Annotated in this window: 24 protein-coding genes and 4 pseudogenes; 10 read left to right on the top strand and 18 right to left on the bottom strand. The window is 66.6% G+C overall.

Translation table 11 applies throughout. The features are described 5' to 3' along the window. Positions 1-142: 142 nt before the first annotated feature. The 7 genes and pseudogenes from ACILRB_RS03030 to ACILRB_RS03060 form a co-directional block, all read right to left on the bottom strand. Complete coding sequence (locus ACILRB_RS03030) at positions 143-376, bottom strand: DUF2274 domain-containing protein (RefSeq protein WP_395664822.1); 234 nt, start codon at positions 374-376, stop codon at positions 143-145. A gap of 12 nt (positions 377-388) precedes the next feature. Then, positions 389-718 (bottom strand): DUF736 domain-containing protein, encoded by a 330-nt coding sequence (locus ACILRB_RS03035; protein WP_395664823.1) that lies wholly within the window; start codon positions 716-718, stop codon positions 389-391. Between the two features lie 34 nt (positions 719-752). Continuing rightward, positions 753-1,124, bottom strand: a pseudogene (locus ACILRB_RS03040) (S26 family signal peptidase); the annotation flags it as partial. Further along, positions 1,124-1,966: pseudogene (locus ACILRB_RS03045) on the bottom strand (strawberry notch family protein); the annotation flags it as partial. The pseudogenes ACILRB_RS03045 and ACILRB_RS03040, both read right to left, overlap by 1 nt. A gap of 47 nt (positions 1,967-2,013) precedes the next feature. Further along, a pseudogene (locus ACILRB_RS03050) lies at positions 2,014-2,238 on the bottom strand (DUF6878 family protein); the annotation flags it as partial. Between the two features lie 103 nt (positions 2,239-2,341). Next, positions 2,342-2,725: pseudogene (locus ACILRB_RS03055) on the bottom strand (DNA-binding protein); the annotation flags it as partial. Between the two features lie 291 nt (positions 2,726-3,016). Next, positions 3,017-4,474 (bottom strand): hypothetical protein, encoded by a 1,458-nt coding sequence (locus tag ACILRB_RS03060; protein ID WP_395664824.1) that lies wholly within the window; start codon positions 4,472-4,474, stop codon positions 3,017-3,019. Positions 4,475-4,983: 509 nt separating this feature from the next. On the opposite strand from ACILRB_RS03060, the gene ACILRB_RS03065 reads away from it, so the two are divergent. Genes ACILRB_RS03065 through arsH form a run of 5 tightly spaced genes read left to right on the top strand, consistent with a single transcriptional unit; the run spans position 4,984 to position 8,087 of the window. After that, positions 4,984-5,355: an ArsR/SmtB family transcription factor gene (locus tag ACILRB_RS03065; protein WP_395664825.1), complete on the top strand. Its 372-nt coding sequence runs from the start codon at positions 4,984-4,986 to the stop codon at positions 5,353-5,355. After that, on the top strand, positions 5,348-5,875 hold the full coding sequence (locus ACILRB_RS03070) for an arsenate reductase ArsC (protein ID WP_395664826.1): 528 nt from the start codon (positions 5,348-5,350) through the stop codon (positions 5,873-5,875). The genes ACILRB_RS03065 and ACILRB_RS03070 overlap by 8 nt, the downstream gene beginning before the upstream one ends. Before the next feature lie 8 nt (positions 5,876-5,883). Continuing rightward, the gene (arsC, locus tag ACILRB_RS03075; RefSeq protein WP_395664827.1) at positions 5,884-6,309 is read left to right on the top strand and encodes an arsenate reductase (glutaredoxin); all 426 of its coding nucleotides are present in this window, start codon (positions 5,884-5,886) and stop codon (positions 6,307-6,309) included. 9 nt (positions 6,310-6,318) lie between these two features. After that, entirely contained in the window at positions 6,319-7,374 is a 1,056-nt protein-coding gene (arsB, locus tag ACILRB_RS03080; RefSeq protein WP_395664828.1) for an ACR3 family arsenite efflux transporter, read from the top strand. After that, positions 7,374-8,087, top strand: coding sequence for an arsenical resistance protein ArsH (gene arsH / locus ACILRB_RS03085; RefSeq protein WP_395664829.1), 714 nt, complete (start codon positions 7,374-7,376; stop codon positions 8,085-8,087). Before arsB ends, arsH begins: the two co-directional genes overlap by 1 nt. 319 nt (positions 8,088-8,406) lie before the next feature. On the opposite strand, the gene ACILRB_RS03090 is transcribed toward arsH, so the two are convergent. The 4 genes from ACILRB_RS03090 to ACILRB_RS03105 form a co-directional block, all read right to left on the bottom strand. After that, the gene (locus ACILRB_RS03090; RefSeq protein WP_395664830.1) at positions 8,407-9,312 is read right to left on the bottom strand and encodes a transporter; all 906 of its coding nucleotides are present in this window, start codon (positions 9,310-9,312) and stop codon (positions 8,407-8,409) included. A gap of 770 nt (positions 9,313-10,082) precedes the next feature. Further along, a complete protein-coding gene (locus ACILRB_RS03095) occupies positions 10,083-10,574 on the bottom strand; it encodes a DUF302 domain-containing protein (RefSeq protein ID WP_395664831.1) in 492 nt (163 codons plus the stop codon). 35 nt (positions 10,575-10,609) lie between these two features. Continuing rightward, entirely contained in the window at positions 10,610-11,791 is a 1,182-nt protein-coding gene (locus tag ACILRB_RS03100) for a thiolase family protein (RefSeq protein WP_395664832.1), read from the bottom strand. Positions 11,792-11,958: 167 nt separating this feature from the next. Beyond that, complete coding sequence (locus ACILRB_RS03105) at positions 11,959-12,603, bottom strand: TetR/AcrR family transcriptional regulator (RefSeq protein ID WP_395664833.1); 645 nt, start codon at positions 12,601-12,603, stop codon at positions 11,959-11,961. Positions 12,604-13,060: 457 nt separating this feature from the next. On the opposite strand from ACILRB_RS03105, the gene ACILRB_RS03110 reads away from it, so the two are divergent. Together ACILRB_RS03110 and ACILRB_RS03115 are read left to right on the top strand one after the other, a co-directional pair. After that, positions 13,061-14,038, top strand: a complete 978-nt coding sequence (locus tag ACILRB_RS03110; RefSeq protein WP_395664834.1) for an SDR family oxidoreductase — start codon at positions 13,061-13,063, stop codon at positions 14,036-14,038. 464 nt (positions 14,039-14,502) lie between these two features. Continuing rightward, a complete protein-coding gene (locus ACILRB_RS03115) occupies positions 14,503-15,471 on the top strand; it encodes a hypothetical protein (protein ID WP_395664835.1) in 969 nt (322 codons plus the stop codon). A gap of 560 nt (positions 15,472-16,031) precedes the next feature. Here the strand turns inward: ACILRB_RS03115 and ACILRB_RS03120 are convergent. The 7 genes from ACILRB_RS03120 to ACILRB_RS03150 all read right to left on the bottom strand — a co-directional run bounded on the left by ACILRB_RS03120 (position 16,032) and on the right by ACILRB_RS03150 (position 20,511). Further along, positions 16,032-16,265 (bottom strand): hypothetical protein, encoded by a 234-nt coding sequence (locus ACILRB_RS03120; protein WP_395664836.1) that lies wholly within the window; start codon positions 16,263-16,265, stop codon positions 16,032-16,034. Positions 16,266-16,295: 30 nt separating this feature from the next. Then, positions 16,296-16,595 carry a hypothetical protein gene (locus ACILRB_RS03125; RefSeq protein WP_395664837.1) on the bottom strand — a complete coding sequence of 100 codons (300 nt, stop codon included), beginning with the start codon at positions 16,593-16,595 and terminating at the stop codon, positions 16,296-16,298. Between the two features lie 14 nt (positions 16,596-16,609). Beyond that, positions 16,610-17,356, bottom strand: a complete 747-nt coding sequence (locus tag ACILRB_RS03130; protein ID WP_395664838.1) for a carboxymuconolactone decarboxylase family protein — start codon at positions 17,354-17,356, stop codon at positions 16,610-16,612. A gap of 11 nt (positions 17,357-17,367) precedes the next feature. Further along, positions 17,368-17,850, bottom strand: a complete 483-nt coding sequence (locus ACILRB_RS03135; protein ID WP_395664839.1) for an FUSC family protein — start codon at positions 17,848-17,850, stop codon at positions 17,368-17,370. A 55-nt stretch (positions 17,851-17,905) separates the two neighbouring features. Then, entirely contained in the window at positions 17,906-18,838 is a 933-nt protein-coding gene (locus ACILRB_RS03140) for a hypothetical protein (protein WP_395664840.1), read from the bottom strand. 31 nt (positions 18,839-18,869) lie between these two features. Further along, positions 18,870-19,259, bottom strand: a complete 390-nt coding sequence (locus ACILRB_RS03145) for a VOC family protein (RefSeq protein WP_395664841.1) — start codon at positions 19,257-19,259, stop codon at positions 18,870-18,872. A 70-nt stretch (positions 19,260-19,329) separates the two neighbouring features. Further along, positions 19,330-20,511, bottom strand: coding sequence for a 3-keto-5-aminohexanoate cleavage protein (locus ACILRB_RS03150; protein ID WP_395664842.1), 1,182 nt, complete (start codon positions 20,509-20,511; stop codon positions 19,330-19,332). Between the two features lie 138 nt (positions 20,512-20,649). Here ACILRB_RS03150 and ACILRB_RS03155 point away from each other — a divergent pair, with 138 nt between their 5' ends. The 3 genes from ACILRB_RS03155 (at position 20,650) to ACILRB_RS03165 (ending at position 25,197) form a co-directional block, all read left to right on the top strand. Continuing rightward, on the top strand, positions 20,650-21,729 hold the full coding sequence (locus ACILRB_RS03155; RefSeq protein ID WP_395664843.1) for a helix-turn-helix domain-containing protein: 1,080 nt from the start codon (positions 20,650-20,652) through the stop codon (positions 21,727-21,729). A gap of 1,130 nt (positions 21,730-22,859) precedes the next feature. Further along, positions 22,860-24,209, top strand: a complete 1,350-nt coding sequence (locus ACILRB_RS03160; RefSeq protein ID WP_395664967.1) for a phage tail tape measure protein — start codon at positions 22,860-22,862, stop codon at positions 24,207-24,209. Between the two features lie 40 nt (positions 24,210-24,249). After that, positions 24,250-25,197: a recombinase family protein gene (locus ACILRB_RS03165; RefSeq protein ID WP_395664844.1), complete on the top strand. Its 948-nt coding sequence runs from the start codon at positions 24,250-24,252 to the stop codon at positions 25,195-25,197. Positions 25,198-25,208 lie beyond the last annotated feature (11 nt).

The following is a 25,208-nucleotide window of genomic DNA, read 5'->3' on the forward strand; positions in this document are numbered from 1 at the left end:
CGACGGGCGTGCGTCACGAAGGCGTCGTCTACCGGGAGGTCTTGCACGACGACGGTCCGACCCAAGTCAAATTCATGGCCTGTTGGCGAGAGGCGAACAGCAATCCCGCGCTGGGATCGTTCCTGGCGATGTTGCGCGAACACTACCCCGATTTCTCGGCCGAACCGCCAGCGGCCTGAGCGGCCCGATCGCGACGCGCTTTGGCGAAGGCGCGATCGGTCGCCATGAATCGCTCGATCATCGGCACGATGAGCTTCGACGGATCGGGCGCCGTTTGGCCGGTCGTCCGGCCGAGCACCTGAGCACAGGCGACGAGATCGCGATGCACGGCGGCCGGTAGTTCGACGCTGATCCTGACTGGCTTGTCGTCGGTCATAGGCGGTGCTCTTCAACTCGTCGTCGAGGCCTCGATCGACCAGCCGGCCGATGACGGGCACGTCGAGACTCTCGCCGGCGAGCACATAGCTCCCGGCCGCGCGCTCGATACCGTGCTCTCGCAAGCCCCGATGAATCCGCTTGATGATGTCTCGCCGGTGCGTTTCCAGCCCGCGCCGATTTCCGGGCCGTCGGCATCGCCAAGGTGGACGCGAAAGTCGGGCGCATTCTCGGCATCGGAAGATTCGGCCGGAACGAGGGAGAGGTCGTGGGTGAAGAAGAGCGTCTGAATGCGTCCGGTGAAGCCGGATTTGTCGCGGGTGAAGTGACCGATCTGCGCCATGGGAACCTCCTGGGTTGGCGGGTTGGGAAGCGGGTCAATCGGTGGCGGCGCGCCAGACGAAGCGGCCGTGGCCGGCTTCGTCGGTCCACAACGGGACCGCACGCGCGACGATCGAAGCGACGGGGAGCGGGCCGAAATAGCGGCCATCCAGGCTGTCCGGGACGGTCGGGTTCATGAGGAAGACCTCGCCCGACTGAAGCACCCGACAGCCGCTCCAGCGCGGCAGTGGACGGCCCAGGTGATCGCGGTCATGAGCGGTGCCGACCTCGACCTGATCGACGGTGACGAGGTCGCCGGCCCGACACACGATCTGTCCGGGTAGCGCCATGACGTGTTTGAGCAGCGGGACGCCCTTGGGCAGAAAGCCGGCGTCGGCGAGGTAGCTCGCAATCGGCTCGGGTGGACGGCCGAGACATAGACCACGCGCGCGTCCGGCAGCGCATGCTGCAAGCGCAAGCCCGCGCGGCCCTGCTGGGAGGGCGCGACATCGCCGCGTTCGCCCTTGCCGCCACCGGCGTTCTGCATGGCATGGCTCTCGTCGAAAATGATCACTCCGTCGAAGTCGGAGCCCAACCATTCAACGATCTGGCGGACGCGCGAAAGCTTCTCGCCGCGGTCGTCGGACCGCAGCGTAGCGTAGGTTAAAAATAGGATGCCTTCGGCGAGCCGGATCGGTTTGCCCTGGGGGAAGCGTGAGAGCGGCGTGATGAGCAGGCGCTCCATGCCGAGGGCCGACCAGTCGCGTTGCGCGTCCTCGAGCAGCTTGTCGGATTTGGATATCCAGACCGCCTTGCGCCGGCCCTTCAGCCAGTTGTCCAGGATGATGCCGGCCGACTGGCGGCCTTTGCCGGCGCCAGTGCCGTCACCCAGCATGAAACCCCGGCGAAAACGGACGGCGTTCGGCGCGTCATCGCGGGCGGCGGTGACAAGATCGAAGGTTTCGTCCACCGTCCAGGCGCCGGCGAGATAGTCGCCATGCGCTTCACCAGCATAGATCACGGTCTCGAGCTGGGCGTCAGACAGGACGGCCTCGCTGACGAGACTGATCGGCAGGCGCGGCCGGTAGCTGGGCTTCGGCGGTGCGACCGAGGACATGGCGGCGGATTGCACCAGCTTGGTGGGATGGGCGTGGGCGCCGCGAATCCGGATCGATTGGAGCCGGTATTCCTCATAGATCGCATCGCTGAGACGCGCGCCCTCGGGCGGCGTCCAGTCGATGGTCTCGTAGGCGAGATCGACCGCCTCCGGATCGGCGACCGAAGGCTTTCGATGGCTGCGCCCGGCATGGTGACGGCATCGTCGCCGGCCTGAGCTTCCACATTCTCGATCTGGCCGGAGTCGCCATAGCCGTCGAAGCTGACGACGACGCGGGTGACGCCGGCGAGCGCCAGTGCATTGAGCAGCGCTGCCTTGTTGAGGGTGAAAAGCTCGGCCTCGAGTTTGGCTTGGGCAGCCGCCTTGATCTCCCAATCGGAAAGCTGCGGAGCGGACTCGGACGTGGTGTCGGATGTGCTGGCCATGGTGGTCTCCTGAAACAAAAGCGCCCGGCGCGGTGGCCGGGCTGTCGGATTGGTTGAGGGGAAAGGATGCGCGGGACGGCCAAAACCCCCCCGCGCGATCGGGTTACTCAGCCGCGATCGTCTGCGGCTCGTCTTCTGCTTGCTCGGAAGGCTCGTCCTCGTCTCCGGCGAGGAATTCCGGCAGCGCCTCGCCCTCGCCTTCGTCGCCGACCTGATCGGCCGACGGCGCGTCGTCATCGACGGTGCGCAGCGGCTCAGGCAGCCAGAAGCTGTCGGCGAGAAGCCGCTCGGCTTCTTTGGCCATGTCGCCCTTTTTCAGATGGTCGATGAGCTGGGCGGCGCGCTCGCCTGCGCCTTCGCGAACCGCTTCGAGGATGCGGCGCTTCGGCACGCGGCCGAGATAGTTCTCGACGGTCGGACGCCATCCGGCCTCCACCATGTCGAGACCGACGGCCCGGGCGATGCGGTTGTCCTCGGCCAGCTCCTCTATTGAGACGCCGGCCTTCACGCGCCGGACGTTGGACTGGCTCAGCACCAGCTTGTTGAAGGGGATGTCGCGCGAGGACGACAGGGTGATCTTCTGAACGGCAGTAGCCATGGGAGTAGTCTCCGCGGCGGGCGGCCGAGAGACTCTCTCTCGACCTTCAACCCGCCACGAAGACCGGCGCAGCCCTCTTCCTCTCGGGTCGCTCGGCCGCCGCCATCGCGGTGGCGGCTGTGCTACGATCCGGCTAAAGGGGGACAGACGTCAGAGCATGCGCGGTAACGAGACACGCAATCAGCACTTCGTGCCGCAGTCATCGACCAGGCATGACAGGGCATCACGCAGCGTCCGCGGCTCCAATTCCGCAAGGCGGCTCATGTCTAGCCAACCTTCGTCGACCATCCGGCGCATCGCCGGGCGATCGCCGGGGTCGAGGCCCGGCGTCTCCGTCACGGCGATCTCGTAGCGCGGAATGATCTCCGTGCGGACCCGCCAAGCCTTCCCGGAATCTTCCAGCATCGTGTCCGCGTGAACCGACACGCCGTGGCCGACGGCGAACTCCAGCCGATTGCGATAGATCAGCGCTAGGCGATCGCGTTCCGGATCGTCGACGACGATTTCATTGGATGGGCGTCGCCTGAAGATCGCCTTGTCCACAGCGCCTTCGAGCGCGGCCACGGAAATCTCCGGCTGGAAAAGCCAGGCGCGGTCCTTGTTGTCATCGGGCTCCAACTGGCCGTTCACCAGGAACAGGGTGATGAGGCGCTCGCCCTGGTCGTTCGTCCGGACGGTGCCTTGTAGCCTGACGTCAGGCTGGTCTCGGTCCGGCGTCGAGGGCCTGATCGGTCCGTCGCTCAGTGTCAGGGGAACGACCCCACCGCACGGGATGCGCCGCCACACCTTGACCTTTGTCTCTTCCTCCCTGCCGGTCGCCCGGTTCTTCCGGGTCTTGACGACTTCGTGCTCGTCGCTCGGGACACGCTCGTAGCGTCCCCAGCGAACATCGACGGCAAGCGACTCGACGCCCGGCGCGGCGCAGAAGGTGAACCCCATGCTGGACGGCACGAGCGATTGATTGTTCGTCGTGTCGATCTCGTCGAGAGCGTCATCCTCGGGCTCCACGCGGCCGGAAGCACTCGCGAATTCGGCGCCGGGCTCGTGGATGGGCGCCGCTCGCTCATCCTCGATGTCGCCGACCTCGTCAGCGGCCGCCGCTGGCTCGACCGGCGTCGTCTCGCCGTCGCCTAGTCGGCGTGGCGCGAGCTTCCCGACCAGATAGCGGTCGCGGACGCTCATGTCCTTGATCAGCTCGTGTGGGCCACCAGCAGGACCGAGGAGATCGTCGCGGACCGCCAATTCGAGCAGATCGCGCACGTAGGCGACGTCTTGGGTGAACTGCACGTCAGCCGCTGAAATACCGTCAAAGGCGAAGACGGCGGCCAGGTCCTCCGGGCGGAGCCGCTCGATGGGACCAGGAGGCAACGTCAGCCCGACGTCGGACACTGAGCCCGATACGCCGAAGGTGTGCATGCGGTCGAAATAGATCGTCGTGCTCGCGAGATCGGAGCGCAGCCGCAGAATCCGACCAATACATTTCAGCACTCCTCCGGCACCCGCGGCGGCAACCCAGTGCCCTTCATCGACCGCTGCGATCTTCGAACGCTCCCCTTCAAGCCGTGCGACGTAGGGGCCGAGCCATGTCAGCTCTCTTGCGAGCCATCCTTGTGCTTCTGAATCTACAGTCGTGTTCATGCGTCCCCCTGAGTCTCTACAGTTCGACGCGAGAGAAGTGCGGGTATATGCGGTAGAACTTCTTGAAGACCGTGATGGGGTCTTCGCCCATATCGGACTTGGGAAGGCGAAGGCCACACGTTCGAATCGTGTCGGGTGCGCCATTTTGTTCAAGAACAACATCTTTGGGTTCCGGGCCCTGTCCTTGTCATAAGCGCAAGGGTTTAAGGCGTGCGCCGTCCGTTCGCCGGCCTGCTTGCCTGGGGCCGCCGCATCCTCATTTCGTTGCGTCCTTTGTTGGGGAAGGCTTCCTACCAGCGGAACGTGATCGGCGTCCCTTGGATCATCGGCGTGTTAAGCGGCCGGTTCGCCGGCAGGGGCGCGATCGCCTTCCACTCGCAATCCGTCAGGTCGAAGCGCCCCAGCGCAACCTCTGCGCGCCCAGGTCGAACCGCGCCGACGCCAACCCGGGACTCTCGTGACGGATTTATGGGCTGGACCTGGGTCAATATGTCGATTAGTCTCGATATATGGAATCAAGCGCCGCCATTCTTGCTTTCGCCGCGCTCGCGCAACCAACCCGGCTCGACGTGTTCCGTCTTCTGATGGAGCACGAGCCGGACGGATTGCCGGCGGGCGAGATCGCCCGCCGGCTGGATGTCCCGCACAACACCATGTCCACGCATCTGGCGACGCTGACGCGCGCCGGTCTGATCGACGCCGAGCGTCAAAGCCGGTCGATCGTCTATCGGTCGAGGCTTGAGGCCGTGCGCGCGCTCATGAGCTTCCTCGTCAAGGATTGCTGCGGCGGCCGCCCCGAAATCTGCGCGCCGCTGATCGCCGATCTTTCCCCCTGCTGCCCGCCGCAAATCCTCGTCGCCAGGGAAGCCGCCCGTGACTGACCGCATCTACAATGTCCTGTTTCTCTGCACGGGAAATTCAGCTCGCTCGATCCTCGCCGAGAGCATCCTGACCAAGGACGGCGCCGGCCGCTTCCGCGCCTTCTCGGCCGGGAGCCAGCCGAAGGGCGCGATCAACCCGTTCGCCCTGAAGGCGCTCGGGAGCTTCGAATATCCGACCGACGGATTCCGTTCGAAGAGCTGGGAAGAGTTCGCCCTGCCCGGCGCACCCGTCATGGATTTCGTCTTCACCGTCTGCGACAACGCCGCCGGCGAAGCCTGCCCGGTCTGGCTAGGCCAACCGATGACGGCGCATTGGGGCATCGAAGACCCCGCCTCGGTCGAGGGGCCGGATATCGAAAAGGAAAAGGCGTTCATCGCCGCCTTCCGTTATCTGCGAAACCGGATTTCCGTCTTTGCGGCCCTGCCGATGGCAAGCCTCGACAAGGCCGCCTTCGGCGCCAAGCTGCGTGAGATCGGCCGCAGCGAAGGCGCCACGTCGCCACGTCCTGACGTCGCGTGAGGCCGGTCATGGACGTCGTCATCTATCACAACCCCGATTGCGGCACGTCGCGCAACACCCTGGGCCTTATCCGCAACGCCGGCGTCGAGCCGCACGTCATCGAATATCTCAAGACGCCGCCGAGCCGGACGATGCTTGAACAGCTCATTACGAGGATGGGTATCTCCGTTCGCGCGCTGCTGCGCGAGAAGGGAACGCCCTATGCCGAGCTTGGCCTGGACGATCCGACGCTGAGCGACGAGCAGCTTCTCGACGCCATGCTGGCGCATCCGATCCTTATCAACCGGCCGATCGTCGTAAGCCCCAAGGGCATGAGGCTCTGTCGCCCCTCCGAAGACGTGCTCGACCTGCTGCCGCCGCAGCGCGGAGCCTTCGTCAAGGAAGACGGCGAACGGGTGATCGACGACCAGGGCCGCCGCGTCGCGACGGCCTGAGGAGCATCCATGTCCATCTTCGAACGCTACCTCACGCTCTGGGTCGCCCTGTGCATCGTCGCGGGCGTCGCGCTGGGCCACCTCATGCCCGGCGTCTTCCACGCCATCGGCAACGCCGAGATCGCCAAAGTCAATCTGCCGGTCGCGGCGCTGATCTGGCTGATGATCGTGCCCATGCTGGTCAAGATCGACTTCGCCGCCCTCGGCCAGGTCAAGGAGCATTGGCGCGGCATCGGCGTCACCCTCTTCGTCAACTGGGCGGTCAAGCCTTTCTCGATGGCGGCGCTCGGCTGGCTGTTCATCGGCTATCTATTCCGGCCCTATCTGCCGGCCGGCCAGATCGACTCCTATATCGCCGGCCTCATCATCCTCGCCGCCGCGCCTTGCACCGCCATGGTCTTCGTCTGGTCGAATCTCACCAAGGGCGAGCCGCATTTCACGCTGAGCCAGGTCGCGCTCAACGACACGATCATGGTGTTCGCCTTCGCGCCCGTCGTCGGCTTGCTGCTGGGCCTGTCGGCCATCACCGTGCCGTGGGACACGCTGGTCCTGTCCGTCGCGCTCTACATCGTCGTGCCGGTGATCGCCGCGCAGATGCTGCGCCGCCGGATACTCGCCAATGGCGGCGAACCGGCGCTGAAGCGCGTCCTCGACCGGCTTCAGCCATCGTCGCTGGTCGCGTTACTCGCCACGCTCGTCCTGCTCTTCGGCTTCCAGGGCGAACAGATCCTCGCCCAGCCTCTGGTGATCGCGCTGCTCGCCGTGCCGATCCTGATCCAGGTCTATTTCAACTCGGGGCTCGCCTATCTCCTCAACCGCCTGGCCGGCGAACAGCATTGCGTCGCCGGGCCTTCGGCGCTGATCGGGGCTTCGAACTTCTTCGAACTGGCCGTCGCCGCCGCCATCAGCCTGTTCGGCTTTCAGTCGGGCGCGGCGCTCGCCACCGTGGTCGGCGTGCTGATCGAGGTTCCCGTGATGCTCTCCGTCGTCTGGATCGTGAACCGCTCGAAAGGCTGGTATGAGCGTGGCGAGAAGCCCCAGGTCGTGGCCGAGGCGAAGCGCTGATGCCGCATGATCTTCCCAATGTCGAGGGCGCATGCCTGGACGCGCCGACAATCGACCGGCTTCGGGCGCCGCCTTCGACCCATCCGCCGCGCATCCTGCTGCTTTACGGTTCGTTGCGCGAGCGTTCCTACAGCCGTTTCCTCACGCAGGAAGCCGAACGCCTGCTCAATCACTTCGGCGCGGAAACGCGCGTCTTCGATCCGCATGGCCTGCCTTTGCCGGACGGCGCCGAGGCCAGCCATCCGAAAGTGCAGGAACTGCGCGAGCTCTCGCTCTGGTCGGAAGGTCAGGTCTGGACCAGCCCGGAGCGGCACGGCGCGATGAGCGGAGTGATGAAGGCGCAGATCGACTGGATTCCGCTTTCGGTCGGCGCGGTTCGGCCGACGCAGGGCCGCACGCTCGCCGTCATGCAGGTGTCGGGCGGCTCGCAGAGCTTCAACGCCGTCAACCAGATGCGCATCCTTGGCCGCTGGATGCGCATGGTGACGATCCCCAACCAGTCCTCCGTGGCCAAAGCCTTTCAGGAGTTCGACGAGGCGGGCCGGATGAGGCCGTCCGCCTTTTACGACCGGGTGGTCGACGTGATGGAGGAGCTGGTGAAGTTCACGCTGCTGACGCGCGACGTCTCTTCCTACCTGACTGACCGCTATTCCGAACGCAGGGAGAGCGGCGAGGCCCTGACGCGGCGGGTCAATCTGACGGCGGCGACCTGAATGTTCTGAACCGCGCCGATCATGCCGCGCCGCCGCCGATCCCGAAGGTTCGCGGGAAAAGCGGAACGGCTGGGAGAAGACAGGCCTTGCGCGCGTGTGGCCGGCGCGATCCTGCACGGCCTCGACGCCGAAGCGGACCGGCGCTGATCGCCGGCGCCGCCGTGACCGTCAAGCCCGCGCCAAAGACCCGCCGCGCACGTCGACGCTCGGCGAACTGGCTGCGGACATCTTCCCGCGCGGCGTCGTTCAGGCGCCGGTCGACCGGAATGGCCCCGGATCCTTTCCGACGAGCCGCGCGGACGTCGCGCATGTGAACGCCTTACATGCGAAAGGCCAGGGAGGCGAAGACGGAGTCGCCGCGCACGCGGTTTTGCGTGGCGAATTCGTGGAACCAGCGCGCGCTCAGGTTGAGCTCCTGCGCGCCGGCCTTGATCGTCCAGGCGAGCTGCGGACCGACGGCGGCGACGCGGCCCTCGAAGCCGCCGAGGTTCAGGTCGCCGCCGCTGTCCGGCGTGACCTGCTGGTAGAAATAACCGCCGACGCCGACGGCGAGGCCAAACGGCAGGTGCTGGTTGAGCGCCGCCTCGACGTGAAGCTCCTCGCCGGTCTGGTAGCCGGTCGCGGCGTTGACCGTGTTGAAGGTCATGCCGACGGCCGCCGAGGCCTCGATTCCGGTCGTCATGCTGAGATAGGTATAGGCCCCCTTGAGGTCGACGCCCGGCCGGTTGAGGCCCGTGAAGGCCAGCGCGTCCGCGTTGTAATAGCCGGTCGGCGCGAAGCCGGTGAGCGTCGCGGACCAGTGGTGGTCGCCCTCCTCCCAGCCGACGAAGACGGCGTAGGCGGTGTCGCCAAGGGCCGTCGCCTGCGCCGACACATTGGGGTCACGCGCCACGCCGAGCGGCCCCACGAAGTTGGCCCCGACGGCGTTGCGGTCGGAGCCGAAGGGCACGACAGCGGCGAATCCGATCGAGCCGCCGAGCGCCTTGAGGTCGGTGACCCAGGAGATCTGCGTGATGTTCATGGCGAACTGCTCGCGCAGGCCGACCGCCGCGGCGTTGCCGAACGGCAGCCGGAGGTTCTTTCCCGCGCTGCCGTCGTAGAGATAGAAGGTGTTCTGAAAATAGAAGCCCGGCGGCGGCGTGAAGCCGGTCAGCGAAACCTGGTAGCCGAGAAGATAATTGCCAAGGCCATATTCGGCGGCGTTCGCAGAGCCTGCGAGCGCCATGGCTCCGATGACGGCGCAACCTAGCCTTTTGCCCAAAACCACCGTGCTTCTCCTGTGTGCCGTTCGCGGCTTCCGGCGCTCCCGCGCCGACCGGCGAGCCTTTGGCCGTCTTCAGATCTTCGCGCCGAAAGCTCTCAAGAAAGGCCGGCGGCTGGGCGGTTCCTTGTCGTAAGGTCCGAGGGCCGGCCGTGACGATCTTGAGGCGAGTCGCCGTCTCGCGCGATAAAGCCGGCGTCAAGACATGAAAAGGAAAGAAAAGGCCCTCGGAAACCGTCAAGGCCCGGATGATAGGTCGGGCGACGCCGTGCGCAAGCCTGTCAGGGGGCCGCGCGCGGCGAAACGGCGGGCTTTCGCGCCGGCGAGGCGGAGATGTGGCGTTTGAGCCACAGGCGGGCGCCCGGTCCGGCGGCGCGGGGGCGGCGCCCGAACCGGCCCCGCGCGTCGCGCCCGGCTGGCGGGCCTTTCAAGCGCCGCCGCGGCGGGCGCCTCAAGATCGGATGCGCCGGCCATGCCTCGAAGCGCCGTCGCCGTCGCGGCATGGCGGGGCTGGCGGCGGCGGAGAGGTCAGGCGCTGAAGGCGGGCGAAGATTTTCGCGGGGGCATGGCCCCGCGGCCGTGCGCGGCCCGACGGCGGCGCGCGCGGGGGAAAGTTCGCATGCGCGTCAAGGGCCGCGCGGGCGCTTCAGACAGCTTCGTTCGATCACGGCGATCAAATTGCGAATGCGCCGGCTCGACGGGCCGCGCGCCGGATTGCGCTACTGCGGCGAACGTCAATCGACAATCTGGCGCAGGACGCGTTCAAGGGCGGCGTCGAGGCCGCGTGCGACGCCCGTGACCTCCGCGTCGCCGAATTGCCCGAAGAGCGAGGACGGCTTGTCGTACTCGAAGACCGCGCGGCCCTGCGCGTCCTCGTAGAGCGCCACCCGGAACGGGGCGTAGAGGGCGGCGGGCAGCTGACGCGTCGTCATCTTTGACGCCGTGAGCGGATTGCCGACCTCATACTGGAGCGCCTTTCGCGTGAGGCCGGCCATCTGCGACACGTCGCCAAAATTCCGGCTCAGCAGGATCGAGAGTTCGGCGCCGCCTTCGAGCAGCTCCCGCGCGCGATCCGCCTCGCCGTCGTTCAACAGTCCGAGAGCCTCCATGTTCAGCCGCGGCAGGAGGGACTCGAAGGCGTCGCGCGCGCTTTCGAATGAGCGCGCGAGCACGAGCTTCACGTGCTGGACCGCTATCGTCGTCTCGGTAAAGATTTCGTCCGTCATCGTGACCGCCTGATCATGTTGTCGCGTGGATCCCTTCATAGCGCCTCCAGGGCGAGCGCTATGCCCTGGCCGCCGCCGATGCAGAGCGTGACGACGCCGCGCCGCAGGCCGTCGCGCCGCATGGAATGCAGCAGGCGGGTGGTCAGCACAGCTCCGGTCGCCCCGATCGGATGCCCATGCGCGATCGCTCCGCCTTCGACGTTGACGATGTCGGCGGCAAGGCCAAGCTCCTTGATGATCGCCAGCGGGACCGCGGCGAAGGCCTCGTTGATCTCAATCCGGTCGACGTCGGACAGCGCCCATCCGGCACGCTCCAGGCACTGGCGGACGGCCGGCGCGGGTCCGAGCCCGAACAGGCCGGGCTCGACGGCCGCCACGCCATAGGCCACGAGGCGGCCCATCGGCGCGATCTCCTGCGCCTCCGCAAAAGCGCGATCGGCCACGATCATCGCCGACGCGCCGCTGTTCAGGCCGGGCGCGTTGCCGGCGGTGATGGAGCCGTCCTTGCGGAACGCCGGCTTCAGCCGGGCGAGACCCTCGAGCGTCGTGTCCGGCCGGGGCGCTTCGTCGACGGCGAAGCTCTCCTCGCCTTTCCGGCCCTTGATCGTCACGGGGACGATCTCGGCGGCGAACGTCCCGGCGGCCGCGGCTTCGGAAAAGCGTCGCTGGGACCGCTCGGCCCATTCGTCCTGCGCCTGCCGGCTGATCTGGCTGCGGGTCGCCATGTCTTCGGTGTGCCAGCCGGAATGCTCGCCGGAAAAGGCGTCGTTCAGCCCGTCGCGCAGCATGCTGTCGACGATCGCGCCATCGCCCATGCGGTAGCCCCAGCGCCCGCCTTCGACGAGATAGGGCGCGCGGTCCATGTTCTCCATGCCGCCGGCGACCGCGGCGTCGTAAAGTCCGAGCTGAACCTCCTGCGCGGCGGTGACGATCGCCTGCGCGCCGGACCCGCAGACGCGGTTCACGGTCATGGCGGGAACGGAGACGGGCAGGCCTGCGCCTATGCCGGCCTGGCGCGCCGGGTTCATGCGGTTGCCGGCCTGGACGACGTTGCCCATCACCACCGCGCCGACCCGGTCGGGCGCGATCCTGGCGCGGCCGAGGGTTTCGCGGATGGCGGCCGCGCCAAGCTCGGGCGCGGGAACGCCCTTGAGCGCGCCGTTGTAGGCGCCGACCGCGGTCCGCACGGGCTGCGCCAGAACGATGTCGCGTGTCATGTAAAGCTCCAATGTGCAGGGTTGCGGCCGCCGGGCTCACGCGAACGCGCCGCGTCGCGCTGAAGACGCGACCAGGGCGGCATGCGCCGACTGTTGGATCCGCTCTTCCTGGGCCGCGTCATTAGATTTCGATCTACATATAATTATGGGCGCCGGTCAAGTGGGGGTCAAGGACGGGCGCGCCGGCTTGTCGGCCGGCCCGGGGGCGCGGGCTGCGGCGAGGCCCGCCCGCCGTCCGCGTCGGACCGCATGACGACCGCGTTGGCGGAGGCGTCCAGAAAGCGCTTCGAAAGGGCGGGACTGGTCGCCACGCGGGAGAGCAGGAGAGCGCCGACCATCGTCGACAGCGCGGCGATGGACTGATCGCGCGTCGCGGCGTCCGGCGTGTCCGAAATCAGATGGTCGAGAAAATCGAGTTGCGCCTCGATCTCCTTTTCGAAGACCTGCCGGAGCCCGGCGTTATGACGGGCCACGTCGGAGCCGAGCGCCGCGAAGGCGCAGCCGTCTCCGACATCGTCGCGATGGCGCGCCGAGAGATAGGCCCGCACAAGCGCCGCGAAGGGTTTTTCCCTCGCGCGCGCGACGATGCGCGCCCATCTGACCCGGCTCCTGTCGAGCGCGCTGGCGCAGGCCTTGGTCGCAAGGTCCTCCTTCGATTCGAACTTCTTGTAGAAGCCGCCCTGCGTCAGGCCCGCCGCGCCCATCAGGTCGCTCAGGCCGATGCCGTCAAAGCCGCGCTCACGAAACAGGCGGCTCGCGGCGGCGATCACTTTCTGCCGGTTTTCCTCGGATTGAGCGCGTGTGACCTTCATTGAAAGCTCCGTTGCGATGGGCCTGAGCCGGGCGTCTTATATGGTAATTAACAGTTAAGAAGCGCTCCTGTCTGCTCGAAACGGCCGCCGATCGAGAGGCCGGCGAAGCTTCAGGCGATGCGGACGTCAGGAAGCTGATCGCCGCGCAGGACGGTCGCTGTCGCCCGCCTGCTCATGAAATCTTGGACAGGCGAGGCCCATGGCGCCCGACAAGCCGTCATGTGGCGCCCAAAAATCTGCGGCGGCCTTCCGCCCGACGCGTCGGCGCGTTCGGGCGTCCCGATCGTCACACGACGATTCCGGCGACCGTCATGGGCGGCGCCCGGGAGTCGTGCGCGGGACGCCACGGCTCCGTCGCGCAATGGCCGGCGCCAAGCCCGACGCGCACCTCGTCGTGATGACGCTGATCTCGTGTCCACTTGACAGTTAGAAGATAAATGCACTCATTACAGGAGGATTGCGACCCGCGCCGGACAGGGTCGTCTCGACGGGCGGAGGCTTCCGGGCGGGTCAGGCAAGATCGCGCGGCGCCGGTTCCCGGTCGCGTGCCCGGGGCGTTGTCATCACCAACGGCCCCCGACTGGCGTCGGCGCAAGGGCGAGGATTTCCAGCGACGAATCGTCGACGTCCGGCATGCCCCGACAGCGGCGGCCGCGACGCCGGCGAGACAGTTCAAACTGGGACGGAGGACGAGATGAAAGTGGAAGGTTCGGTCGCGCTGGTCACGGGCGCCAATCGTGGGATCGGGACGGCGTTTGTCCAGGGGCTGCTGCAGCGAGGGGCAAAGAAAGTCTACGCCGCGGCGCGTGACGTCGGCGCGCTCAAGGAGCTTGCGGCGTCGGATCCGCGCGTGATCGCATTGCCGCTTGACGTCACGAACGACGCGCAGGCGCGGGCGGCGGCCGAGCGGGCGCAGGATCTGACGCTGCTCATAAACAATGCCGGCGTCGCGGGAATGCAGGGCGCTCTGTCGGCCCCCGACCTTTCGGTCGCCCGGGAAGAGATGGAGGTCAATTATTTCGGCGTGCTCCGCATGTCGCGCATGTTCGCGCCGATCCTGGCGCGCGCTGGCGGCGGCGCGATCGTCAACGTCCTGTCGATGTTGTCGCTTGTCACCTTGCCCGCCGCCGGCACCTATTCCGCCTCGAAAGCGGCCGCTCTGGCCTTGACGCGCAGCCTCCGGGCGGAGCTGAAGCGTCAGGGAACGGCGGTGATCGCGGTCCTGCCCGTCCAGGTCGACACCGCCATGGGCCAGGGGCTCCCGGAGCCGCGTCTGAAGCCTGAAGACGTGGCGCTCGACACGCTCGACGGCGTGGAGCGGGGGACGGAAGAAGTCTTTCCCGGCGCCCTCACGCGCAACGTCGTCGACGCGTTCGCCGCGGACCCAAAAGCCGTTCAGGCGCATTTGTCGGCGATGCTGCCCGCGGTGAACTGAGGGCCGATCGTCGAGGCCGCGGCGTGGACGAGCGCTCCGCGGCCTTTCGCGCGCCCCTGAACCGGAGCTGTCCTGCTTCGCGACGCCAATTTGTCGACAGGGCCCCGGACTCGGACCCTGTCGTCAGGCCGCCCGCGAGACACGAGCGTGTCGAGATACGCGATCTCCTGCGTGGAGTCAGGACGGCGCCTCGAACAGACCCGGAGCATGCGGCGATCGCGGCGACGCCAACGCCGTCGATTCCACGTCCCCGAAAGTTCGTTGACGCCACGAAAATGAGCGTGGAACGGGTTCTGGCCGCCGTCTCCCCAATGGCCTTCGACGGCCGCCCTCCTCGAGTGGGCTTGACTCCAACAAGAGCGAACGCCGCCAAAAAATAGATTGTGATCGTGATGTTAAAAACAGTCGCCGGCGCGGTCCGCGCATGAGCGCCGCCTGCGATCATGAACTATCAGGAGGAATGCTTGAGCGCCAGGATCCCTTTCGCCACGCCTTTCGGCCATGCCGCGGGCGCCGCCGCCATCGCCCTGCTGACGGCGCAGATCGCCCATGCGGCTCCGGCGCTGATCGCGCTCCCGGCCGAGGCGCCGTTCCCGGAAAGCCTTGCGGCGACGTCTGATGGAACGCTCTACGCGGGAAGCCTGACGAAAGGCGGAATTGTCCGGGCGAGGCCCGGGTCGAGCGAAGCTGAAGTCTGGATCCCGTCGGGCGCGTTCGGCACGCGGTCCACGTTCGGCGTGCTCGCCGACGAGACGCGCGGAACGCTCTGGGCATGCTCGAACGACGCGACGCCGATCGGCGTCAAGGGGCCGAACGCAGTCGAAGGCTCGTTCGTAAAGGGTTTCGACCTGAAAAGCGGCGAAGGAAAAATCAGCGTCCAGTTGCCGACCGCGCAGTCGATCTGCAACGATCTCGCCGTCGGACCCGATGGATCCCTGTACGTCACCAACACGCTCCAGCCGCAGATCCTGCGGTTGAAGCCGGGCGCGTCGAAGCTCGAGGTGTGGGCGCAGGACGACAGGCTGAAAGGGGGGCTCGACGGCGTTGCTTTCGGCGCCGACGGCAATCTTTACGCCAACACGTTCATGAGCGGCGAATTGTTCCGCTTTGAACGCAATGGCGACGCCGTCGGCGCGATCACCAGGCTCGAGACGTCGCGGCCAATCAAATTTCCCGACGGATTGAAGGCTGACGGCGCGGGCTTTGTGATGGTCGAAGGCGCGGGTCCGCTTTCTCGCGTGACGATTTCAGGCGACAAGGCGAACATCGAAACGATCAAGGATTTCGCCGGGCCGACCGGCGTCGCCCGCGTCGGCGACATGCTGTGGGTGTCGGAAGGGCAGATCGGCTATCTCATGGATCCGGCCAAGAAAGGTCAGCTCCCCAGCTTCCAGTTGCGCGCGGTCAGGGCGCCCGCGCCGCTTCGGCCTTGACGAAAAGGAGGGATCGACGGGCGGCGCGGGGGGCGCGCGTTCTAAAGGAGAGCCGTCCTCGCCGATGGTTTGGCCGGCGCCGCCAGGGAGCAGGGCCGTGCGGCTCGCCGACCGGTCTTGCCGCAGGTCCAGACCGGCGGGCTCTATGTATTTGACATCTATCCGGCGCGCAGAACGGCCGTGTTTGGCGAATCGCCTCTTCCGGCGACCGGAGGGCGACCGTCATCGCCGCCTTGCCGTCCATGAAGGTTTCGTCCGACCGGCGTCCGCCTGCGGGGATGAAATTGGTAGCGGAGGTCCGAATCAGCCAGACACCCACTACGAATCCAGTTCGATTCCTGCTCGGGTCGCCGCGCATCCTCGCGGCTTAAATTTTGCGCCTGTGGAGCGGCGTGGCGATGGAGCTCCTCGGCCGCTTCTCGAGCATTGACCGCTCGATCCGGGCGCCGCGAACGCAGGGGAACGCGTACGAGCGCCGACATAGCGGGGCGCGGACGATCATGATCTCGCGGGCAAGGGCGCGGAACCGCCGATCATTGCCTGGAAAAAGCGGGAAGGCGTCAGCCGTCGGCCTCGTCATGCGCCGCCTGTTTTCCAAGCAGCATCGCCCGCAAACGGCCGGGGCGCATCGCCAGAGCGAGATTTCTGAGCACGAAGAGCGGCAGAAGCGCGACGAACATGACGACCGAGGCGCTGATCAATCCCGCGAGGCCGCCGCCTCCGACGCGCGGAAGGCTGTCCATGATCGTCCTGCCGTGGAACAGTCCTTCGATCACCTTCTCAATGACATGCACGACTAGAAGAAGCGCCGTGACGAGGAGCGTTTAGTAGAGGATCGGATAGATCAGCGGGCGTTTGCGCAGCCACCGGCCCGGATCGAACATCTCGAAGACGAGCGCCACTTTGGCGAAGATCAGGGCGTTGACGAGCGCGAAGCCCTGCATGGTGAAATTGACGCCCTTCTCGCGCATGACGATGCCCTGATTCAGCACGAAGACGCCGAACAGGACCCACAGGTAAAGGAACAGCGTCACGAAGCGGCGAAATTCTTCGGCCGCCTTTTCTTTCAGCTCCCTCGGCTGCGTCGATCCAGCCACGCCGGGGCCGTTCGTCTGGCTCGTCACTGAACTCTCCTCATTCATCCCGCCTGATCGCGGCGAGCCCGGGCGGCGAGTTCTTCCTCAAGGATTGGAACGCCAAGATTGCAGGCCTCGACGCCCTGGGCGACGCAAATCTTGAGAACCTCGAAGATTTCCGCGATCGAAGCGCCGGCCTTCAGCGCGTTCTGGACATGCCTTCGCACGCCCGGCGCATACATATGCGTAAAGGAGGCGTCGAAGGCGATGCTGATGAGCTCGATCTCCTTCGCCGGCAGGACGCCGCTTCCGTAAATGCCCGCGCCCGTCGCCATGAAGGCGTCGGTCCAGCCGGGGGCGAGCGCCAGAAACGGATCCCAGGCGGCGTTCCACTGGCCGATCGCCTTCATCTTGTCGACCGCCGGCGTGGCTGCGTCGGACGCAGCCGCCGGCGCGATCCCGGCGGCCTTGGCCTCCTCAAGCAGGATCGGCGCGCCGAGGCTGCACGAATGGACCGCCATCACGCTCGCGCATTTGAAGATGAACAGGATCTCCTCGCGGCTCGCGCCGGCGTCGAGGGCGCCGCGCACATGCCGCCGCGTTCCATCGGCGTTGAGGTTGGTGCAGGCGACGTTGACCGCGAGGCTGACGAGCTCGACGAGCTTCGCCGGCAGGACGCCGCCTCGCCATGGATCTGTCGACATCGCCTCGCAGGCGCCTGTCCACGCCGGGTCCTGCTGTTGAAGCTGACGCAGGGCGGCGGCGCTCCACGGCCCGGTTTCGTGATCGTGGATCGGGATGTCGTCCATGCGTCTTTCCCTCATTGACCCGGCGCCGGATCGGCGGCGGGCAAGCGCCACAAATGAGCCATCAGCCAGCTGATGGCGACGCCGGCGAGACAGCCCAGAAACACCTCGGCGACCTTGGCGAGGCCCTGTTCCGCGGCTGTCCGCTGCGAATGTTCCGTCAAGCCAGACGCAATGATGATGGCGGCGGTGATGGGCGCCTGCCGCCACATGTTGGGAATGTGTACGAAATAGGATGAGACGAGAACGGCGATCGAAATCGCCGCCGGCAGCCGCCATTCGCTCGATCCGCCCATGAGCAGGACGGCGAGGCCCACCGCGCAGCCGACTGTCGTGTTGATCAGCGACGCGCGCGCCATGCGCAATGCGTCCTTCATGACCGGCTCGCTGGCCGCGATGAGCGAAGCGATGGCCCAGATCGGGCTGACGCCGGCGAGATGGCGCAGAAGCAGCCAGAGCGCGGTCGAGCCGATGAAAACATTCAGAGCGAAGCGCACGCCACGCAGATCGTCCGCGCTGAAGCGTCTGAACAGGCTCGCGCGCATCGGCGTCCTATTCGTGCGCTTGCGGGGCGTTCCCGCGCAAGCGATACACCATGCCCGTCTTGGTCGTGCCGAGCGACAGCCAGTCGCGCCCGGCCTGCTGAAGCGTGATAAAGAAGCCGCGCATCCGCTCCATCGCCTTCTCGTGCAGATCGTCGCGGCGTTTGAACTTCGCCTGGAACGCAAATTCTCCGCATAATGGCTGATACATCCCGCGTTCGCGCCAGAGCGCGATATTGGCCTTCGCGGTCACGCCCTTGCCGAAATCGAGAACGCCAAGGTCCTGCAACACCTCTTCGACGATGGTCTGGTTCACGAGCTCGACATGATCCGTCGCGGATTTTCCCATCCCGGCGAGGCAGGGAAAGATCTCGCTCAGCGTCGCCATCGAGGTCCGGTCGCCTTCCGGCAACTGACTGAGGCCGATCTCGACATTATGCGAGAACAGAAGCCGGTATCCGCCGACCTCGTCTTTCAGGGGCAGGACTTCGGCCTTGAACTTGATCCGGTATTTTCCAGCGATGTTAGGCCGCACGTCGAGATTGGCCGCGGTCTGCGCGTCGGAATGGCGGAACTTGAAGACAATCTCCGGATCGCCGGCCAGAAAGCCTTGCTTGTAGCAAATTCGCCGGCGCAGGATGAACGCATGATTGTAGAGGCTGTTGTCGCCGGTGTCGAGAAACAGAACTTCTCTCAGCTCAGGCGCGAGAACCACGTCGCGATCGTCGAGGGAAATGCCGAACTCCCGCGCCGTCTGGCTCACCAGCGCGCCATATTCGAGGAATGTCTCGGCGCTTGTGAAGCGGTCGGGCTTCAGGATCAGCTTGCATTCGAGATATTGGACATCGTCAAGCGGATGCCCGTCGCTATAGGCGCCGGCCGCGAGCTCGACCCTGGCCGGCTTGGCCTGCGCCGCCGCGTCGGACGATGATTTGGCGCTCATGCTTGCTCTTCCCGAATTATCGACATCATTCTCAGTCCGGTTCAGGCGTCGGAAAGGCGAGGGGATCGGCCTGCCAGACCAGAAAGGCGTTGCCCGCGGGGTCGCCGATCACGGCGTGCCAGGCGACGCGCGGCGTTGCGGTTTTTTCCTTGAGGATCGACCCGCCGAGCCGCACGGCCGCCTCGAGAGCGTCGGCAAGCGACGGGACCTCGACGAAATTCAGCCACCCCGCCTGCGCGAAGGACGGTCGGCGCGCAATGCCGCCGGCGGCGGGCGAGCTCCCTTCGGCGTCGGCGGAGATCCGCCAGTAGTCGACGCCGGCGGCGCGCTCGACGCGCCAGCCCAGCAGCTCGCGGTAGAATGTCGCGAGCTGCTCGGGATGATCGCCATAGATCTCGAAATTGGTGATCCGTCCCGCCATGTTGGCTTCCACCCGGCCGGTCTGCGCGCAGCGATGAAGCGCGGCGAGCTTTCGCCGCGCTCGTCAGAAATCAGGCCGGGGCCTTGGCCTGCGCCGCCTTCACAGCCTCCATCGCGACTTTGACAGTCTCCGGCGGCGCCATGCAGTAGGACATCGGGTGCGAATCGCCGCCGGTCCTGGCGGTGGTCTTCTTCCCGTCCGTGTCGTAGACGAGGAAGCCCTTCTCGCCGTCGCGGCGGTTCGGCGGCAGGCCGAGCTCGCGCAGGGTCTCCTCGACGCTATCGTACCACACGCCGACCTTCATGATCTCGCGCGCCTCGTCGGTGGTCGCGACCTTGCGGCCGAACTCCTCGCAGATGCGCACCGCGCCCTCGACCTGCTGCACGGAGGTTTTGCGCTTCCTGTCGGCGCCCCAGAGATTGTCCTCATTGCCGACGCGCACATGCTGGCCGAGCACAATGGCCATCGCCGAGAGCGAGATCAGGCCTCGCATGCTCGACCAGAAGGTCGTCACCGCGCCCTGCGGCGCCTGACGCAGGAAGTCCATCCAGTGGTAGGGGTTGCGTCCGAGCGTGCCGCCGCCATAGCCGGCGATGGCCATGTTCATCGGGCCCATATAGGCGCCGGCGCGGATCAGGCGCTCGATGATCTCCATCTGGTGGATGTGGCCGGGCACGAAATAGGGCTGGATGCCATGCGCGCGCAGGCGCTTCAGATGCTCGAGATAGAACGCCGGACCGGCGTCGACGTACATCCCCGCCCAGGCGGCCTGGACCTGCGGATTGTTCTCAAGATGCGTCCCGACGATGTCCTCGGGGATCATCATCGACATGATGTCCCATTGCGTCGTGCCGGTGGCGATCGTGACGAATTCGGGCTTGGGGTCGAGCTCGGCGAGCATGTGCCGCGTGTCGTAGCTGAGCCACTTCGCCTTCGCCTCCGGCGTGTGCGGCGAGAAGGAGATCGACCCGCCGACCTGCAGAATCATCTTCGGCACCGCCTGCCGCAGGCGGCCGAGGAAGTAATTGTACTGGTCGAAATCGACCGAGCCCTGTCCCGTCGCAGGATCGCGCACATGAACGTGCAGCATGGTCGCGCCGGCGTTGTAGCAGTCGACCGCCTGTTGAACCTGCTCGTCCCAGGTGAGGGGAATGTCGGCGTCGCCGGGCAGCCACTCCGGTCCAAAGGGCGCGGCCGTGATGATCAGCGGCGCCATGTTTTCCGGCAGAATGGAGTCGTCAGTATAATACATAGGAGTTTCCTCGCTTCCGCTTCCGGCGTCTCCCCTGGGCGGTTGGCGCGGAAGCTAGCGGCGTCCGCCGCCCCGATCTTGACATTTTTCGACAAAGCCCGCTCGATGTCCGCCGGCCTCACAGCGACGGCGCGCGGCATGAACGATCCGTCAAATATTCTACAAGCCGCCCGTGAGCCGGGAGTTTCGGACCGCGCGAGCCCGCCGGCCGGCGCGGCCCAACCCTTGCAACGCGTCGGCGCGCTTGTCGAAGTTCCCTTCGTGCTGCGTAAGATGAATGTCGAACCCGGCCCGCTTTTCGCGGCTCTCGGCCTCGATCCGGCCGCGCTGTGCGATATCGACGGCAGGCTTCCGTTTCCGGTCGTGTGCGACCTGTTGCTCAAATGCGTGGAGGCGACGGGGCGCGCCGACTTTCCTCTCGTCCTCGGCGCCTGCGCGCGCCTCGATCATCTCGGTGTGGTCGGCAAGCTGCTCGGCTCCGCTCCGGACTTCGGCTCGGCCCTGTTGGATTTCGTCGCCAACCATCCGCGCTACGTGCGCGGCGCGAGCATCTATCTGATCGACTGGAAAGACGACGAGTTCCTGATTGGACACCGGGTGCATCATCCGGGCTTGCGTGGGTCGGCCCTTTTCAGCGCCGCCGCGACGGCGTTCGGACGCCCGGTCTTCGCCGAGCTGTGCGGCGTCGAGCCGACGCGCGCGCTGTTGTCTTTGCCGCGGCCCAACGACCCAACACCCTACAAGCGGGCGTTCGGCCGTGCGAAAGTGGTTTTCGAGGCGGAGCATTTCGGGTTGGTTTTCCCGCGCGCCGCGCGAATGAAAGCGATTCCGGGCGCGGACCCGGAGCGTCGCCGCGAGATCCGCAAGTTCATTGCGGACCGCTGGAACGTCCTTCAGCCCGACGCGCTGGACCGCGTGATGCGCGTCCTCGTCCCCTCGGTGCTGGCGGGGACGCCGTCGCTGAAGGCGACCGCCGAACTGCTCGTGACGCACCCGCGGGCGCTCGACCGCGCGTTGAAGGCCCGCGGCGTCTCGTTCCGGCAGGCTGTCAACGAAGCGCGCTTCGAGATGGCGAGCCAGCTGCTCCGCGACACCGGCATGAGCGTCGGCGGCGTCGCGCAGGTTCTCGGCTATTCCGAGGTCAGCGCCTTCACCAGATTTTTCACGAGCATGTCAGGACATTCGCCATCAGCCTGGAAGCGGCGGGAACTCTTGTGAACTGTCACGACGGCTATGTGGGGATGAAGAAATATTTATCGATCGCGGCGCGCGCGGCCGATTCCGGCAAGGACTGGGCGCGGGCGGCGCTGTGGCGGCTGCAGCATGTGTCGTCGCGACAGGTAAGACGCCGCCGTTCAACGAGTTCGCTGCACGCTTGTTAAGCGGTGATCGCGAAGACATAGAGCGTCGCCAGCGTATCGAGCGCAGCTTCGGCCCTGAGGGCGGCGCGCGCGGCTTGGTCCGAAGCGCTTTCCGATCCGCGAGCTCTATGGGCCTGCGCTCCTGACGGAGATCGTTCGAAGCGGTGCGGCCGCAGCGTTTGAGACGTCGACGGCGGCCTCGAGCTTCGGCGGCGATCAAACAGCTTGAGCGGGAGCTGGCGTGACCAAGCATGGTCGCGGGTCCTTCCCCGGCCCTCCCTCCTCTGCGGGCAAGCCTGCACCCGGAATAACGCTAGCCGGACTTTGAGAAAACAGCCGGACATCCCTGACACGCGCCTGCGATCTTCCTGACACAGGTGGGCTATCCGATGTTTAGATGGGCTTCGGCGGGGCGACGACGCGCTCGCCGGCGCGTCGAAGATCGACCGCTCGTGCGTCGCCGCGCTCGAACTGGCGTCGCGCGCAGGGCTGGGCGCTTCCTCGAGCTCGCCGAGCCGCTCGCCGCCAAGGCGGCGCCCTTCGACCCTCTGCACATCGACGAGAGCCGAAAGAAGCATACGTCCGACAGCGCCCTTCTTGCATCGGCGTTGGCGCGCGCCGCGAACTTCGCGCAGAAGGCGTTTCAGCCGAGGGTCGAAGGCCTCCGCACGGAGCTGACGCGGGCTCGCAGCGAAGCGCTTGAGGAGCTTTGCACGCAAACCCCGCGGCAAGGCGAGCATCGGGACTCGAGGCCGCCGATCCAGCGACCGATCGTGCCGAAAAAGTCGAGCGGGCGGCGCTCTCCAGGCTGTGCGTCCTCCCTGGCGGGCGCAGATGACGGCCGGCTAGCGAAGCGCGGACAGCGCGATGTTTTTCTTCAACGACGCCGCCTGGAGGGAAGCGCTGGGCGGGATCGATCCGCGCTCGGCGGCCGACTCGCTCGCGCGCGGGCTGCCTCATGCGCGACCGTGACGGTCGTCATTCAAGATCAAGCTTCGCGTCAAGGATCAACAGCGTCGGCTCGTCGACGCCGGCGTCGCCTTGATGCAGAACCTCGACATCGAGACGCACAAGCTCGATCGGGCGTTCGACATCATGGCCAAGGGCGGCAAGCTTGGCTCGTTCGAACTGCGCAACATGGCGCGCGAACTGCCCGCCGTCGCCTCGCGCGCCAAGGCGCTTGGCCTCGTCGGCGAGGAGGGGCTGACCATGATCGTCGCCATGCTCGAGACGACGCGTCGAACCGCGGCGACGGGCGAGGAAGCCGCCAACAACCTGCTCAACTATTTCGACAAGATCACCTCCGCCGACACGACGAAGCGCTTCAAGGACCAGGGCGTCGACATCGAGAGGGCGCTGAAGGACGGCGCAAGGAATGGCGTCGACTACGTCACGACGATGACCGATCTCGTCGAGAAGATGACCCACGGCGACCCGTTCAAGATCGCCAAGCTTTTCCCCGACCGCCAGGCGCGCGAGGGGATTATGGCGCTCATAAAATTCAAGGAGTTCTATAAGTCCGCCGCACGCGAGATCAACGAAACCGCGTTCGGAGCCAACCAGCGCGATCTTCAGCGCCAGCTCGACACGACGAAATCGAAGGTCGACCGGATGAGCTCCGCCTGGGACGTGTTCGTCGGCAAGGTCGGCGAGACGATCGCGCCCGTCGTGACTCCTGTTCTTGAAGGCGCGACACAGGCGCTGACGGCGCTTGGCGCGCCTTCGCAGGCGCCCGCGCCGCCAAGCCGCGGCGAGGTCGAAAGGCTGCGCGTTACATCGGCCGATCTCGACCGTCGGCGGCAGGAGGAGGAGCGGGCGCAGACCGCGTTCACGAAGGGCGGAGGCGGTTCATGGTATGGCACGTTCGGTCTCTGGGGAACTGACAAGCTTGGCGACGATCTCGACCAGACCGGCCGGGCGTTGCGGGAGGCCGAAGCGGCGAAGAAGAAGCTCGACGAGATCGAGCGCGCGGCCGCCGCGCGCGCCTCGATGGGCCTCGAGCTCGGCATGGGGCCTTCATTAGGCGGCCTGCCGCTGCCGCCGTCGATGCGCCAGGACGTCGTAGGCGCGCCGGGCGTCGTCGCCGGCGAGCTTCACGACCGACCGGAGCTTTCGCGGCTACGACGCCACGAGCGGCTGCCGAAAGCTCTGGCGCCGGGAGCGCCGCAGCCGGTCAGGATCGAGGGCGCGGCCGACATCGGCTTCACGATCAAGGTCGAGGCCCCTGAGCTTCTCAAGGTCTACGAGGCGAGCCGCACCATCGTCGCCCGCGGCGCGCTCAGGGCCGACACGGGAGTCTCCATGAGCGAGGCCGCGCCGCGAGGCGCGGCGAGATGAGCGCACGCTGCGAGACGCTCCATGCGATGGCGGGGGCCTGATGACGATTCGAAGGCGCGCGCCCGCCAAACCTCCCGACCCCGCGCTCGTCGCTTTCGTGCGGGCGCTTGCGCGCCTGCGCGCCGTGCATGAGGGGCTGGCCGATACGGTCACGGTCGGCTTGCGCGGGCTCGTCGCCCAGCTCTATCGCGAAGACGGCGCGAAGAAGGTCCGGCGCGGCATGGACGCCGTCGTGCGCTCCGGGCGCCACGCCGGCGGACGGGCCTATGGCTATCGCCCCATGGCCGGCAAGCGTGGCGAGCTCGAGATCGTCGCGGCCGAGGCGGCCGTGGTGCGGCGCATTTTTTCGGCCTATGCCGACGGCGCGACGCCGCGGGCGATCGCCGGTGAGCTCAATCGCGAGGGCATGCCGCCGCGTGGCGAGCGCTGGAACGCCTCGACGATCAATGGCTCGGCGCACCGGCGTAATGGGCTGCTGCACAATGAGATCTATGTTGGTCGGATCGTCTGGAATCGCGTCGGCATGGTGGGCGATCCGTCGACCGGCGGGCGCGTCTCGCGGCCCAAGCCGCCGGAGGAGTGGCGCATCGCCGAAGCGCCGCATCTGCGGATCGTCGACGAGGATGTTTTCGAGATGGTGAATCGCCGCCGCCAGAGCCGCACGGGCGATCCCCGCAGCCATCGCACGCCCAAGCGGCTGCTGTCTGGCCTGCTCAAATGCGGCGCCTGCGGCGGTGGAATGTCGGTCCACGACAAGGACAAGACCGGCAAGACGCGCATCCGGTGCTGGCCAACGTCGTGGCGCTGCATCCGGCGGCCGTCGCACGCTATCTCGATGCGATCGAACGCCTGGGGAAGTCAGGGCCGGGCGCGCTCGACGCGGCGGGCCGCGATGCGCTGCGGGAGCTGGTCGAGGCTGTCGTCGTCGCGCCAACTGAGCCTCGACATCAGGTTCAGGTCACGCTGGTCGGAAGGCTGGCCAATCTGACGCAGGCTCCG

It is taken from the genome of Methylocella sp. (assembly GCF_044226135.1).
Taxonomy (GTDB): Bacteria; Pseudomonadota; Alphaproteobacteria; order Rhizobiales; family Beijerinckiaceae; genus Methylocapsa.

What these genes read in the sequence shown, in the direction of transcription:
- ACILRB_RS03030 (WP_395664822.1), bottom strand. Translation starts at nt 376, where the DNA reads ATGACCGACGACAAGCCAGTCAGGATCAGCGTCGAACTACCGGCCGCC.
- ACILRB_RS03105 (WP_395664833.1), bottom strand. Translation starts at nt 12,603, where the DNA reads ATGAAGGTCACACGCGCTCAATCCGAGGAAAACCGGCAGAAAGTGATC.
- ACILRB_RS03145 (WP_395664841.1), bottom strand. Translation starts at nt 19,259, where the DNA reads ATGGCGGGACGGATCACCAATTTCGAGATCTATGGCGATCATCCCGAG.
- ACILRB_RS03150 (WP_395664842.1), bottom strand. Translation starts at nt 20,511, where the DNA reads ATGTATTATACTGACGACTCCATTCTGCCGGAAAACATGGCGCCGCTG.
- arsH (WP_395664829.1), top strand. Translation starts at nt 7,374, where the DNA reads ATGCCGCATGATCTTCCCAATGTCGAGGGCGCATGCCTGGACGCGCCG.
- ACILRB_RS03035 (WP_395664823.1), bottom strand. Translation starts at nt 718, where the DNA reads ATGGCGCAGATCGGTCACTTCACCCGCGACAAATCCGGCTTCACCGGA.
- arsC (WP_395664827.1), top strand. Translation starts at nt 5,884, where the DNA reads ATGGACGTCGTCATCTATCACAACCCCGATTGCGGCACGTCGCGCAAC.
- ACILRB_RS03100 (WP_395664832.1), bottom strand. Translation starts at nt 11,791, where the DNA reads ATGACACGCGACATCGTTCTGGCGCAGCCCGTGCGGACCGCGGTCGGC.
- ACILRB_RS03095 (WP_395664831.1), bottom strand. Translation starts at nt 10,574, where the DNA reads ATGACGGACGAAATCTTTACCGAGACGACGATAGCGGTCCAGCACGTG.
- ACILRB_RS03140 (WP_395664840.1), bottom strand. Translation starts at nt 18,838, where the DNA reads ATGAGCGCCAAATCATCGTCCGACGCGGCGGCGCAGGCCAAGCCGGCC.
- ACILRB_RS03090 (WP_395664830.1), bottom strand. Translation starts at nt 9,312, where the DNA reads ATGGCGCTCGCAGGCTCTGCGAACGCCGCCGAATATGGCCTTGGCAAT.
- ACILRB_RS03065 (WP_395664825.1), top strand. Translation starts at nt 4,984, where the DNA reads ATGGAATCAAGCGCCGCCATTCTTGCTTTCGCCGCGCTCGCGCAACCA.
- arsB (WP_395664828.1), top strand. Translation starts at nt 6,319, where the DNA reads ATGTCCATCTTCGAACGCTACCTCACGCTCTGGGTCGCCCTGTGCATC.
- ACILRB_RS03060 (WP_395664824.1), bottom strand. Translation starts at nt 4,474, where the DNA reads ATGAACACGACTGTAGATTCAGAAGCACAAGGATGGCTCGCAAGAGAG.
- ACILRB_RS03165 (WP_395664844.1), top strand. Translation starts at nt 24,250, where the DNA reads ATGACGATTCGAAGGCGCGCGCCCGCCAAACCTCCCGACCCCGCGCTC.
- ACILRB_RS03155 (WP_395664843.1), top strand. Translation starts at nt 20,650, where the DNA reads ATGAACGATCCGTCAAATATTCTACAAGCCGCCCGTGAGCCGGGAGTT.
- ACILRB_RS03130 (WP_395664838.1), bottom strand. Translation starts at nt 17,356, where the DNA reads ATGGACGACATCCCGATCCACGATCACGAAACCGGGCCGTGGAGCGCC.